General features: G+C 42.4%; 15 protein-coding genes. 3 read left to right on the plus strand and 12 right to left on the minus strand.

Annotation, left to right across the window (positions count from 1 at the left end; all coding sequences use genetic code 11):
• The first annotated feature begins 199 nt into the window (after positions 1-199).
• From HRJ06_RS07955 to HRJ06_RS07965, 3 genes are all read left to right on the plus strand, one after another.
• Positions 200-388, plus strand: coding sequence for an alpha/beta-type small acid-soluble spore protein (locus HRJ06_RS07955; protein WP_174731522.1), 189 nt, complete (start codon positions 200-202; stop codon positions 386-388).
• Positions 389-712: 324 nt separating this feature from the next.
• Positions 713-967: a hypothetical protein gene (locus HRJ06_RS07960; protein ID WP_174731525.1), complete on the plus strand. Its 255-nt coding sequence runs from the start codon at positions 713-715 to the stop codon at positions 965-967.
• A 65-nt stretch (positions 968-1,032) separates the two neighbouring features.
• Positions 1,033-1,209, plus strand: a complete 177-nt coding sequence (locus HRJ06_RS07965) for a hypothetical protein (protein WP_174731528.1) — start codon at positions 1,033-1,035, stop codon at positions 1,207-1,209.
• Between the two features lie 41 nt (positions 1,210-1,250).
• Here HRJ06_RS07965 and HRJ06_RS07970 read toward each other — a convergent pair whose 3' ends face one another.
• From HRJ06_RS07970 to HRJ06_RS08025, 12 genes are all read right to left on the minus strand, one after another.
• The gene (locus tag HRJ06_RS07970; RefSeq protein WP_174731531.1) at positions 1,251-3,005 is read right to left on the minus strand and encodes a sensor histidine kinase; all 1,755 of its coding nucleotides are present in this window, start codon (positions 3,003-3,005) and stop codon (positions 1,251-1,253) included.
• A complete protein-coding gene (locus HRJ06_RS07975; protein WP_174731535.1) occupies positions 2,992-3,462 on the minus strand; it encodes a GAF domain-containing protein in 471 nt (156 codons plus the stop codon). Before HRJ06_RS07975 ends, HRJ06_RS07970 begins: the two co-directional genes overlap by 14 nt.
• Before the next feature lie 15 nt (positions 3,463-3,477).
• On the minus strand, positions 3,478-4,131 hold the full coding sequence (locus HRJ06_RS07980) for a response regulator (protein ID WP_174731537.1): 654 nt from the start codon (positions 4,129-4,131) through the stop codon (positions 3,478-3,480).
• A 239-nt stretch (positions 4,132-4,370) separates the two neighbouring features.
• Positions 4,371-5,018 (minus strand): sensor histidine kinase, encoded by a 648-nt coding sequence (locus tag HRJ06_RS07985; RefSeq protein ID WP_174731539.1) that lies wholly within the window; start codon positions 5,016-5,018, stop codon positions 4,371-4,373.
• A gap of 507 nt (positions 5,019-5,525) precedes the next feature.
• Complete coding sequence (locus tag HRJ06_RS07990) at positions 5,526-6,833, minus strand: MFS transporter (protein WP_174731541.1); 1,308 nt, start codon at positions 6,831-6,833, stop codon at positions 5,526-5,528.
• Positions 6,826-7,113, minus strand: a complete 288-nt coding sequence (locus HRJ06_RS07995; protein ID WP_338421065.1) for a hypothetical protein — start codon at positions 7,111-7,113, stop codon at positions 6,826-6,828. Before HRJ06_RS07995 ends, HRJ06_RS07990 begins: the two co-directional genes overlap by 8 nt.
• Positions 7,094-7,411 carry a hypothetical protein gene (locus HRJ06_RS08000; protein WP_174731543.1) on the minus strand — a complete coding sequence of 106 codons (318 nt, stop codon included), beginning with the start codon at positions 7,409-7,411 and terminating at the stop codon, positions 7,094-7,096. The genes HRJ06_RS07995 and HRJ06_RS08000 overlap by 20 nt, the downstream gene beginning before the upstream one ends.
• A complete protein-coding gene (locus tag HRJ06_RS08005; protein WP_174731545.1) occupies positions 7,404-7,595 on the minus strand; it encodes a hypothetical protein in 192 nt (63 codons plus the stop codon). The genes HRJ06_RS08000 and HRJ06_RS08005 overlap by 8 nt, the downstream gene beginning before the upstream one ends.
• Positions 7,585-8,109 carry a Rieske (2Fe-2S) protein gene (locus HRJ06_RS08010; protein WP_174731548.1) on the minus strand — a complete coding sequence of 175 codons (525 nt, stop codon included), beginning with the start codon at positions 8,107-8,109 and terminating at the stop codon, positions 7,585-7,587. The genes HRJ06_RS08005 and HRJ06_RS08010 overlap by 11 nt, the downstream gene beginning before the upstream one ends.
• Positions 8,110-8,120: 11 nt before the next feature.
• Positions 8,121-8,684: a 4Fe-4S dicluster domain-containing protein gene (locus HRJ06_RS08015; RefSeq protein WP_174731551.1), complete on the minus strand. Its 564-nt coding sequence runs from the start codon at positions 8,682-8,684 to the stop codon at positions 8,121-8,123.
• Positions 8,685-10,853: a molybdopterin oxidoreductase family protein gene (locus HRJ06_RS08020; protein ID WP_174731554.1), complete on the minus strand. Its 2,169-nt coding sequence runs from the start codon at positions 10,851-10,853 to the stop codon at positions 8,685-8,687.
• Positions 10,840-11,928 carry a hypothetical protein gene (locus tag HRJ06_RS08025; RefSeq protein WP_174731556.1) on the minus strand — a complete coding sequence of 363 codons (1,089 nt, stop codon included), beginning with the start codon at positions 11,926-11,928 and terminating at the stop codon, positions 10,840-10,842. The genes HRJ06_RS08020 and HRJ06_RS08025 overlap by 14 nt, the downstream gene beginning before the upstream one ends.
• Between the last annotated feature and the right edge of the window lie 255 nt (positions 11,929-12,183).

Below are 12,183 nucleotides of genomic sequence, written 5' to 3' on the forward strand. Positions count from 1 at the left end.
TCAGCTTTACAATCGGTTTTTTTTTAGCCGGATTGGCCATGTGCTGTAAAACACTTATTGCTGCAAATATTCGAGATAAAGGTTGAATCACGGTCTCTTTAAGAGATTCTAAGCAACATGAATCACCCTCTTTCAATTAGGTTACCTTAATACAGAGCAATTAACTTTGCTCAAACCTTCGTGAGGAGCGTGATGTGTCATGGCAAGAAACAAGCTTTTGGTGCCTGGGTCTGAAAATGCTCTCAGTCAAATGAAAGAAGAAATCGCCAATGAGTTTGGAGTTCAGCTAGGTGCAGATACGACCGCGCGGGCAAATGGTTCTGTCGGGGGCGAGATGACAAAACGTCTGGTTGCCCTTGGAGAACAGCAGCTTAATAATCAATCTTAGAGATTGATTTTCAGAAAGAGGTCCGCAGTTGCGGGCCTCTTCTTTGATTGTTGAGAAAACTCTAAAAATTGCAGGTTGTGAATCACTGTATGCGTTGTCTTTATCCAGCTCCAGCGCCCAGCGACTCGTGTACTTCGCCCACCTCCCTATGATAAGTCGACTTGAATTACTTCCGGTTATCTCAGTAGGTGTTCCCCAGTCCAGACGTCGCTTAACGGGCCCTTGCGCTTTTGTCTGGCAAAAGATTTTTAGTGACTCAATTTTAGCCACCTTGGATAAATTTTTTAAAAGTACATATGCTATATCTGCTAGGAGGTGAAGGATATGTCAAACCAACAAAATCAACAAAATCAGCAGAACCAACAGAACCAAAACAAAGGGCCGGCCAGTCAAGTTGCCAGCAGAATACAGGAAGGCGCAGATGTTGTATTTGATGCTGCCCAAAATACTATTGCTGCAACTGAAAACGTTGCAATGAATGCAGTAGAACAAACAGGCAAAGCAATAGACAAGACAGCTCAGTCATTCACCAACGGTTCAAATCAGAATCAGAATCAAAACCAAGGGAATAACCAATAAAAAGTAATCTTAATCAATTTTTTATAAACGCCATTTCTATGGCGTTTTTCTTTTGGAGGGATATAATGAATAAAAAAAACCATGATCTAAGAACTTTCGAAGAATTAAAAAAGCAGTATGCTGAAGTGTTAGAAATTAGTTCAACCGGATATGGGCTGGAGTCTGTATTCCTGGATAAGGCTGAAGAGCAGCAAAACAAACAGAAAAGCAGCACTCCCCCGCCCAATTGCGGAGGACTATAAAAACCCGCTTGGATGTTTTGGTTGCATCCAAGCGGGTTTAATTATTGATAGGTTCTTGTCGTGTCATGCGGCCAGCTGGTAGTCGGCACTTCAAGAATAATCATTGTTCCTATTCCAGGAGAAGATTGGATGCGCAATTCACAGCCAACTGCTTTGGCCCTTTCCTCCATACTAAATAACCCTACACCACGTGTGTTTTTTGCCACGTCAAACCCTTTGCCTTTATCTTCAATGACAACAGTGACAATCTCACCTTGCTCACGAATCGTTACAGAAGCCTCGTTTACTTCTGCATACTTTCGAATATTTGTAAGGCTTTCCTGAATGATTCGATAAATGGTTATTTCTTTGTTCGTATCAAGACGCTTATGCAGCGCACAATCAAAATGTACGTCGATATTATAGTGTTCAGAATAACGGGACAAATAAGATCGAATCGCCGGAACTAAACCAAGATCGTCAATAACAGAAGGCCGGAGCTCCCAGGAAATCTCTCTTATTTCTTCAATCAGCTCAGTCGCTTCCTGCTTCATCTGTTCAAGAAGAGGATGGTCCATTTCTGCTTGAAGACGCTGAATGGTAATTAAGTGGCTGTACACGTTTTGGCCGATTCCATCGTGCAGATTTCTCGACAGCCGTTTTCGTTCTTCTTCCTGCACCTCGATCATTCGCGTCGCCATTCGTTTTAACTCTTCCTCTATCTTTTTGCGTTTTGTAATTTCATATCGAATAGCAAGATATTGATAGGGCTTTCCTTCTTCCGTTAAAAAGGGCACGATCGTTGTGTCCACCCAATAAAGGTTGCCATCCTTTGCTCTATTTCTAATTTCTCCCTTCCAAACCTTGCCGGACGAGATTGTGCCCCACATTTGTTGAAAAAACTCTCTCGAGTGATAACCTGAGTTTACAATTCGATGATCCATTCCAATTAACTCTTCTCTAGAAAATTTCGAGATTTTGCAGAACTTATCATTCACATAATGGATAACTCCACGCTGGTCTGTTATCGCTAAAATTGAAGAAGCATCAAGTGCAAACTTAAAGTCCATCAGTTCTTGAAGTGATTGCTTCAAATCGGTTACAGCTTGTTTATGTTCTGTGATTTCCTTTCTAATCGCCAGATACTGATAAGGGGCTCCATCTTCATTTAAAAAAGGAACAATCGTCGTGTCCACCCAATAGTAAGAGCCGTCTTTTGCTCTATTTTTAATATTACCGCTCCATACTTTTCCAGCAGTAATGGTGGCCCACATTAATTCAAAAAACTCTTTGCTGTGGTATCCGGAATTTACGACTCGGTGTGTCTTTCCGATTACTTCTTCAGCTTCATATTTCGATACCTCGCAAAATTTTTCATTTACATATTTAATAATCCCATTTGCATCAGTAAAGGCAACAATTGTTGATTTATCAAGAGCGAATTTTAAATCTACAAGTTCGCTCAACGGTTGAGAGAGCTCTTTACTCAGCTTTGTTCGGTCTTTCACATTATGGATTACAATTAAAAAGTACACGGCATCTTTTAAAATAAACGAATTCATCCGGATAAAGAGAGGAAAACTATTCCCTTTTCGATGCTTTCCATATTGCTGAATTAGAATGCCTTCCTCTACGGTGGATAAATCCAGTTCAGGAAACAAAGAAGTTACGTCCTTATCGACACATTCATAGCTGTTATACCCGAACCTGCTGCATGCTTTTTCGCTTAAAAAAACAATTAGCCCGCTCTGGTTAATCACAATCGTTTCTTCACTAACAGATGGATATGGAATGTTTTTTATTTCATGCCTCTCCATCTGCTTCCCCCCTGTAAAAACGATCTATCAGCTCCTGAAGTTCAGCAGCTGTCCTTGCTACTGCTTCTTTTGCTTCCTCTGTAAAGATATGCTCCTGACGATTACCCACTAAAAGTACACCCCGCTGAACCTGGTTAAACACCAGTGGAACAGCGTATGCTGACTGAAGGTTCTCAGCAAGCATAATAGGATAATCCAGAGCTTTTCCAAGTATATCATTTGGAAAGTGAACAACACTCATCGGTCGGCCCGTTGAAATCACCCGCCCGGCAATACCTTTACCGAAGCGAACGTTAATTTTTTTATATTTATCATTACGGTTTCCTGCTGCCTGATGCCAGCTTACATCTGGTGTATTTTCATTTTGAATAGCAAGCCCAGCAAAATCAGAGCCTATTTCGATCCGAAGCTTCGCGCATGCATCTGCAGCAGGCTGAAAGTTCCTCAAATTCCTCATGTATACTCACTTCCTTTACAACCCATAACCGAGCAGCCCCTTTTTAAGGGCATAGGCTACCAGCTCGGGCCTCGTTTTAAGCTGCAGTTTTTCCATAAGGTTCCCTTTATGCGTCTCGACTGTCTTCACACTAATGACCAGCTGCTCAGCAATCTCTTTATTCGCATATCCTTTGGCGACCAGCGCAAGCACCTCGCGTTCGCGGTCAGACAAAAGACTATAGGTGTCAGCACTTCCTTGTTTGATATTCCCAATATATTCCTCCATTAATCTTTTTGTTGCTGAAGGATTTAGGTAAGCACTCCCTTTAGCGACCGTTTCAATGGCCGCCAGTAATTCATCATGCGGAGCGCTTTTTAAAATACATCCAGAGGCCCCAGCCTCAATGGCACGAAATAAATATTCCTCATCATCATGCATCGTTAAAATTAAAATAGAAACTTCCGGGAGTTTTTTTTTCAATTCAGTGGTTGCCGATAATCCGTCTTTTCCGTGCGGCATGCTCAAGTCCATAATTACTACGTCCGGCTCTAGCTGAAGAGCCTTTTTTATTCCCTCATTGCCTTCTGATGCCTCCCCTACAACGTGCATATCAGGGTGATTATTTAAAAGCATTGAAAGTCCCATTCTGACTACCTCATGATCATCACAAAGCAAAATCTTGATCATTCTCCATCCCCCTTTCTAGATCTTTTATAAATTTGGCATAGAATATTTTTTTAAGTTTAATAGGTATTTTTGCTTTTTTAAAGTGATTCTGCCATTTCTAAGAATGTAATAAAAGCATTACTTTTTGGAAGCAATGCTCTTAGTGTAATAAAAGTCCCTCTATTAAAGTTGGACATATCGTTATGATAAACTAACTTTCATGTGATGGAAAGCCTTTCACGAAATGATAAAACAAACAATTATCGTAATGGCAGGGTCAGTTTAATATACGTACCTTGTTCACGCTGGGATTGAATGGTAAAAGTCCCTCCTGCAAGATGCATTCTTTCTTTCATTACTGCAAGACCTAGATTATTACGGGAATTTTCTTCATTGCTATCAAACCCGACACCTTCATCAGCAATTTCGATTGCCAGAAACGTTTCTTCCCAGCGAAAAGTAACAGTGGCACAGCTTGTATCAGCATGCTTTGCAATATTAGCTAATGCCTCTTGGAACACTCTAAAAAGAACGATATTTTCTTTCTCAGAAACCAGACGTTCTTTCCCTATTGTTATTAACTCTACCTCAATTCCAAATGTGTTTGTATACAACTTAATATAGCTTTTTGTTGCAGCAAACAGTCCAAACGCTGAAAGAGCTGGCGGGTGAAGCTCAACTGAAAGAAGTCTGACTTCCTGAATGGTTTTTGCCAGAACAGCCGTCATGTCCTTAAGGGCACTTTTCATGACTGGGTTTTCTATTCCCCCCTCGATAAATTGCAAGCCGGTAAATAAGCTATAAAGGTTTTGTCCAACCCCCTCATGCAATTCAAGCGCAATACGCTTAATCTCTTCCTCTTGAGTATGAATAATGTATGAACTTATCTCACTAACTGGCATAACCATTCCAAACCTCCCTTCTAATAGAAAAGCGCAGCCGACTGCCCAGGGGCGACAGGCATATGGCAAGCGCTGACAGAAGGCGTTTTTTGCCTTCCGAAGCGATTGACCTATGACCCCGAGCCCCTAGGAGACGGAGCTAGACAAGAAAAGCGCAGCCGACTGCCCAGAAACGAGCAAACTGGAGGCTCCGACCAAGAAGCGTTCTTTGCTTCTGCCGGAGGAGCTGAAGTTTGCCGAGTTTCTAGGAGGCGGAGCTAGACAAGAAAAGCGTAAGCGCCTTGTAAGCCCCGACCAGCTTAAGACAGGATCCGCAAGAAGGTGTGTTTCCTTCTGTAGGATCCTGGCTTAAGACCTCGAGGGGCTAGGCGCTGCAGCTAGACAAGAAAAGCGCAGCCGACTGCCCAGGGGCGACAGGCATAGGACGAGCGCTGACACCCCTATTAGATAAATATAAAAGACTTCCGGTCTCTAGCCTGGCTATTCAACCAGGCAGACCAGAAGCGTGTTCATTTATGCTGCAGTCGCTACCTTCGTTTTCTTGACTGACTTTCTTAGGTAGTAGAACCAGTTCACGACAAGTGAAACAACATAAATGGCGATAAAGAAGTAGAAAGCTGTTACTGGTGATCCTGTTGTCTCTGACGACCAGCCAAAAAGCTTTGGAATAAAGAAAGAACCGTATGCTGCAAACGCAGCTGTGAATCCTAAAACAGGTGCAGCTTCCTTAACCGGAAAGATATCAGGAATCATCTGGAACGTAGAACCTGAACCAATTCCCGCTGCGATAAACAAGATCATGAAAGTTGTCAGGAATCCGGCAAAGCTCTTCTGATTTGTAAAGTAGATAACACCGCCTGCTCCTAACGTCATAACCACTAATACCCATGAAGTTACAAGAGCACCGCCGAATTTATCTGAAATCCAGCCTCCGATTGGTCGTGCTGCAGCCGCTAGGAATGCTCCCAAGAATGCAAGTGAAATATACTCTGGGAACTGAGATCGAAGCAGTAATGGAAATGCGGCTGCATAACCAATAAATGAACCGAAAGTTGCAACATACAACAAAGTCATAATCCAAGTATGTTTACGTTTAACGATAACAAATTGATCCTTAACAGATTGTGTAGCATTTGGCAGGTTATCCATGCCAAAGTAGGCGGCAACAGTCAAAATTGCAATTGGAATTACCCAGATAAAGGCTGCGTTTTGAAGCCAGATCGTTTCCCCGTTAGAAAGCACCTGTCCTTGGCCCACCAGTGAAAATGTGCTGACAGTGATGATTAGTGGTGTAACAAACTGAACAACTGATACACCCATGTTTCCTAGTCCACCATTAATTCCAAGCGCTGTTCCTTTTTCCTTTTTGGGATAAAAGAAGCTCATATTGGCAGAGGAAGATGAGAAGTTTCCGCCGCCGAGTCCGCAAAGGCCAGCCAGCAATAACATAACGGAATAGGGAGTTTCCGGATTCTGAACAGCAAATCCAATTCCGATTGCCGGAATGGCTAGAACTCCAGTTGAAATAACCGTCCAGTTACGTCCACCAATTTTACCAACAGCAAATGTGTAGAAGAATCGCAGTGTTGCACCGACTAGACCAGGCAGGGCTGCAAGTGTAAATAATTCTGACTCTGTAAAAGAAAATCCAATATCATTTAAGCGAACGGCAACGACTGACCATATTTGCCAGACAATGAACGCCATCATTAACGATGGAACAGAGATCATTAAATTCCTGCGAGCATGCTTTTTTCCACCTGACTGCCAAAACTTTTCATCTTCTGGGTTCCAGTTTGTAATCCGTTTATTTTTACTCATGTGCACTGCACACCTTTCGAATTTCATATTTTAATTTCTGAGTTTGATCAAACGCGGTCCATTGGCTATCAGTTTGTTCTGCTGACGCGGTTAACGGAACAGCAAAGAAATAGAAGTCATCAAAGTAAATGCGAAGATGAGTACCATCAGGGCACTGCTCAATTTTTTTGATCGTTTTCTTTAGGAAAGGAGCTCGCTCGCCGCCGTCCTCATCAAGGATCCCAACTTCGACCTGGCTTTCCATGAATCGTTTCAATTGATTAATGGTTACATGCTCCACTTGACTTACATCCTCTCTTTGCAGGGTAAATGAACAGCTTGTAGCCTTGGACGTACTCCCAAAACTTTTCGCCTGCATGCTCTTCGATAAACTCTATTGTTTCTTCCTCAGAACTCCAGCTGCTCATTCCTTTAACTTCTGCAACGACGATTTCTGCGCCATCTGCAGTCTTTTCTTCGAGATACCAGTTAAGATTGACTTTGGAAAACAGCTTGCTTAACATTTGATCAATTTCTGTTTTAAATTCACCGGTTTCCGGCCTGATAAAGCAAAAGTCTAAGTAGGTTTCGTTATGCATCAGTTTTCACGCCCTTACGGTACACATATAGTGCTGCTGGGAATAACAGCAGGTTCAAACCGCAAAAAATGAGTGTGGTTACATAGTTTTCAAAGTAATATTGGTGAACCATATATTGAGTAAACACAATACTCATCATCAAAAATGCACAAAGGATCAGAACAGGTATATAACTACGCTTCATATCGTTTCACCTTTACAGCAAACACTGTGCCGTTTTCCACTTTCACCTGAATTTCAGGCAGCGGACGTCTCGGAGGCCCAGCAGTCGGCACGCCTGTATTGACATCGAATTTTCCGTGATGGCAAGGGCAAATCATTTCGCCATCTTCCTTCTCCCAAAAGACTGGGCAGCGTAAATGCGTACAAGCATTCTGGTAGGCAACATATTTAGATTCAGACAGCCTGATTAGGATTGCATCATCATGATCTCCTGGGAATTTAAAATCAACTGAATCTCCAATCGCGATTTTGCTGACATCGGTGATTTTTTTGTTTGGGTACTCTTTTTCGCCAAGTCCCATTAATTCTTTAGCTGCAACAGCTCCCCATGGCAGGGAGGATACTGCGAATACTCCAGCAGCTCCCACCAATGTCTTCATGAAACCGCGCCTGTCGAGCTTACGTTCATTGTTTCGGTCAATATTGTGTGTGTAATTATCTTGATCAAATGGGATATTGTTGTTCCTTTTTGACATGGTCATCCCTCCTAAAACAGCTTTGTGGTTCCCTGCAAAATACCAGGGAGATTAACTTTTACATTAGTTTCGCCTTCTAAATATGGCAGGCTTGTAACCCATTTTCCGTTATCAAGGTTGAATTGTTTTTGCTTAGCTTCAATTTCCGAATCAGACAGCCACTGAAGTGTATTGGATGGGCATACACTCGCACACATTGGCGGAATGCCATCCTTTGTACGATCGATACATAGGTCACACTTGTACATCAAGTTTTGTTCTTCATCAAACTTTGGAATACCGTATGGGCAAGCAATCGTACAGTTTTGGCATCCGATACATTTTTCAACTAAAGCTGATAATACTGCTCCTGTTTCATGAATTTGGATCGCCTGGGCTGGACAGCTTCTGGCACATGCCGGATTCACACAATGAAGGCACATGAGAGGCATCGTTTGCCGATTGACCAAGGGGTTGACATCATAGACGTAGTTTCGGTTCCGTTCTTCATGTCCCCCGCATTGGGTACAGGCCGCCAGACAAGAGCGGCATCCTATACAATTTTCGAGTTCTAAATATAGCCTCTTTTTTTCCATTTATTGCACCTTCTTTAGTTCGAGTTTTTCAATCTGTGCTGCACATGCTTTAAATTCAGGCATCCTCGACATTGGATCAAGCGCGGCAATTGTTAACAGATTAATAGATTGGTCATGTCCGAAGTGGTAAGGGACAAAAACCGTATCTTTACGAATCGCTTCTGTGATTTTAACTTTGTAAATCGCTTCGCCTCTAAGTGTAAACAAGCGAACTTTTTCTTCATGGCTAATGTTATATTTTTGTGCGGTTTCGGGGTGAACCTCAACATAGGCCTCCGGGCACATATCTTTTAAAAATTGAATCCGTCTCGTCTGGTTGCCTGAGAGGTAATGATAGACAACGCGGCCAGTCGTTAACCGGAGGGGAAACTTTTCACTTGGCTCCTCAGCAGGTGGACGGTATGGCAATGCACAAATCTTTGCTTTACCATCTGGGTGATAGAATTTTTTATCCAAAAACATATGTGGTGTTCCCTTGTCATTTTCGTCCTTACAAGGCCAGAATACTCCATCTTGTTTTTCGATTTTATCCCAGGTAATTCCGTAGTAATCTGCGTTGCCGCCTTTTGAAGCTAAACGGAATTCTTCACCAACGTCACTAGCTGATTTTAAATGTGAGAAGTATTTCCCTCTTCCTAAGCGTTCACATAACTCTATTTGAATTTGCCAGTCTGGTTTGGATTCACCAAGCGGCTCTTGTGCTTTATTAATTTTTATACAACGTCCTTCAAGGTTTGTAACGGTCCCTTCGTCTTCAGCCCACGTTGTTGTAGGAAGAATCACATCTGCAAATTCTGCAGACTCTGACAGATAGAAATCAGCGCATACCATGAAATCAAGGTTCTTCATTTGTTCTCTAACATAATTCAAATTTGGGGCAGACACTGCTGGGTTTGAGCATAATAAGTACAAACCGCGGATCGTCTTCTGCTCCATTAATCCGAACATTTCATAAGCGGAAACCCCTGCTTCTGGCATTTCTTCGGGTTCAATTCCCCATACCTTAGCTACTTCCTTTACGTGCTCAGGGTTTGCAATCTTCCTGTAGCCTGGCAGGGCATCTGCCTTTTGCCCGTGCTCACGCCCGCCCTGGCCATTTCCTTGACCTGTAAACGTGGCAACACCTGCTTTAGGGCGGCCAATTTTACCTGTTACTAATGCCATGTTTGTGTACCCTGAAACGTTGTCTACACCTTTAACCTGCTGTTCAATACCGCGGGCGAACATAACGATAGCATTAGGAGCTTTACCATATATTTCAGCAGCACGTATAATTTTCTCCGGAGCAACTCCAGTAAGTTCACTCGTGTATTCTGGTGTAAATAGTTTCACTAGTTCCTTTGTTTCTTCAAAGCCATTTGTATGTTTGTTAACAAATTCTTCATCGGCATAGCCATTTTGAATTAATTGATTCAAAATTCCGTTTGCTAAGGCAAGGTCTGTTCCTGGTCTTAAATCCAAATGAACATCGGCTCTTCTGGCGATTGGTGTCTCTCTAGGGTCGGCTACAATTAAGTAACCACCTCTCTCCTGAACTGCCCACACTCGAAACATTGATGTTGGATGGCACTCAGCAGTGTTGCTGCCGGCAATAAATAAACAATCTGTCTCATGAAGATCTGTCCATGGAAGTGTGGAACCCCGGTCAACTCCGAATGATCTCATAAATCCGCCGGCAGCACTTGCCATACAAAAACGTCCATTATAATCAATATAACGAGTTTGTAAGCCCACACGAGCAAACTTACCAGTCAGGTAACATTTTTCGTTGGTCATCGATACGCCGCTATAAACACTTAGTGAATCTTTCCCATAATTATTTTGAAGTTCTTGGAATTTATTCACGATCAAGTCGTACGCTTCATCCCAGCTCGCTTCCCTGAAGCCTTCTTTGGTTCCTTTTAATGAAGCATCGTCCCGAATCAATGGCTTTAGGATCCGGTCATCGTGGTTTGTCTGCTGATAAGCTGTAACACCTTTAGGGCACATTTTCCCGACCGTTACCGGCCAGTCATAACGAGGTTCTACCCCGATGATTTTGTTTGTTTTTGTATTTACTCTAAGATTCATTCCGCATTGCATCCCACAGTAGCTGCAATGAGTTTTAACTAGCTTTTCGTTTGGGTGAGTTACGTTTTCGACTTCTTTAAAAAATTTATCCCTTTGCATTCTGGTTGGCCTCCTTGACCTTTACTTCGTGTGTTGGGAATCCGGAGAATTGTGCAATCCGGTATTTCCGTCTGCATGGAAGACATAATTCAGCAAGATGGAAACCTTCCTTTGTTTCAAATTCCATATTGTTTACTCCAAGTACATTAACGACATCCTGTGATTGTTCAGTAGAAACAAATGATGTTCCGCAAACTTTACATTCTTTCTTGGACTGTTCCATATAATGCTCTCGATAGTTTCTCGCAAACACGCTGAGCGGCCGGAACGGGATATGAGCAAGCTTCCCAAAAGGAAGGTAAATGAGTGTGATGATTACGCCCCATTGATGGATCAGTGACATGGCCGGCTGGCCCCAGCCGTGCAGCACTACGTTTTGGAAGGTTAATGATAACCCTGTAATACTAATGAACAGCAGCAAGTAAAGTGGCAGGAAATCATACATGAATTTTTGTTCTGCTCTTGCCTGCATGTTTTTAAGTCTGCGGTAGAACACCATTGAAACACCTGTGATTACCATAACTGCTGAAAAGTTTAATGCGTTATAAAAGAAGAATGCTAGTATGCCATCAGCTTTTACCGTCATCAGGTTGATTCCCATAAAGACTACAGTGTAGAATCCGTTTTCCGGCATTGTGAAGTACATCCATCCAAATACGAGCGGAAAAGTTACCATACAGGAAAGGATGACACCCCACCCCATCATGATGTGCTGTGTCCAGCGGTAGATTCCACGGTTCCAGATAAAGTTATAGGTTGCCAGATGGTCAACAGAAGTTTTCGCTGTTGATTTTCTAAAAAGAAGCTTAATGCCTTTTTTTATGAAGATCTTTGTTGGCGGTCTTTCGCCCCAGGCGATGAACCGGTAGAAGAAGCCTCCGATAAAAACGATCGTTCCGACCATGTAGCCATAAAGATTTAAATCCACGTGAGTAAACTGTCTCGTTGCAATAAAGGATAAAAACACAATGACACTAACCGTTATAAACATTGATTTAGCAAATTTTGAAGCGAATGCATTACCAGATGGTTTTGAATGCGTCGCTGTTTGTTTAGTTGAAATTTCTGCTTGCATGCTTAAGTCCTCCCTTAATGTAAACCTGTTTGTTTTCTTACTCTTATTGTAAAGAGAGAGACGTTTTTTCTTTATCAGGGGAATCCCCTATCTACTCAGGGAAACTCCCCTATTTACCCCCGGTTTGTGTCGAAATTGTAACAGGAGGAGGTTGGGAAGGTTTTTATAGTATTTATGGTTTGTATATTTAAGTCGAATCGCGCATCTTCGAACTGTGGAGGTAATAACACTGGATTGAGGGACAACTTGCCTTAA

Origin of the sequence: Mesobacillus harenae, assembly GCF_013343715.1 — a bacterium.
GTDB lineage: Bacteria > Bacillota > Bacilli > Bacillales > Cytobacillaceae > Mesobacillus_A > Mesobacillus_A harenae.

Excerpts from the sequence above, each read along its gene's own strand:
- HRJ06_RS07975 (WP_174731535.1), bottom strand. The coding sequence starts at position 3,462 with ATGAGGAATTTGAGGAACTTTCAGCCTGCTGCAGATGCATGCGCGAAG.
- HRJ06_RS07985 (WP_174731539.1), bottom strand. The coding sequence starts at position 5,018 with ATGGTTATGCCAGTTAGTGAGATAAGTTCATACATTATTCATACTCAA.
- HRJ06_RS08025 (WP_174731556.1), bottom strand. The coding sequence starts at position 11,928 with ATGCAAGCAGAAATTTCAACTAAACAAACAGCGACGCATTCAAAACCA.
- HRJ06_RS08005 (WP_174731545.1), bottom strand. The coding sequence starts at position 7,595 with ATGAAGCGTAGTTATATACCTGTTCTGATCCTTTGTGCATTTTTGATG.
- HRJ06_RS08015 (WP_174731551.1), bottom strand. The coding sequence starts at position 8,684 with ATGGAAAAAAAGAGGCTATATTTAGAACTCGAAAATTGTATAGGATGC.
- HRJ06_RS08010 (WP_174731548.1), bottom strand. The coding sequence starts at position 8,109 with ATGTCAAAAAGGAACAACAATATCCCATTTGATCAAGATAATTACACA.
- HRJ06_RS08020 (WP_174731554.1), bottom strand. The coding sequence starts at position 10,853 with ATGCAAAGGGATAAATTTTTTAAAGAAGTCGAAAACGTAACTCACCCA.
- HRJ06_RS07980 (WP_174731537.1), bottom strand. The coding sequence starts at position 4,131 with ATGATCAAGATTTTGCTTTGTGATGATCATGAGGTAGTCAGAATGGGA.
- HRJ06_RS07990 (WP_174731541.1), bottom strand. The coding sequence starts at position 6,833 with ATGAGTAAAAATAAACGGATTACAAACTGGAACCCAGAAGATGAAAAG.
- HRJ06_RS07970 (WP_174731531.1), bottom strand. The coding sequence starts at position 3,005 with ATGGAGAGGCATGAAATAAAAAACATTCCATATCCATCTGTTAGTGAA.
- HRJ06_RS07965 (WP_174731528.1), top strand. The coding sequence starts at position 1,033 with ATGAATAAAAAAAACCATGATCTAAGAACTTTCGAAGAATTAAAAAAG.
- HRJ06_RS08000 (WP_174731543.1), bottom strand. The coding sequence starts at position 7,411 with ATGCATAACGAAACCTACTTAGACTTTTGCTTTATCAGGCCGGAAACC.
- HRJ06_RS07960 (WP_174731525.1), top strand. The coding sequence starts at position 713 with ATGTCAAACCAACAAAATCAACAAAATCAGCAGAACCAACAGAACCAA.
- HRJ06_RS07955 (WP_174731522.1), top strand. The coding sequence starts at position 200 with ATGGCAAGAAACAAGCTTTTGGTGCCTGGGTCTGAAAATGCTCTCAGT.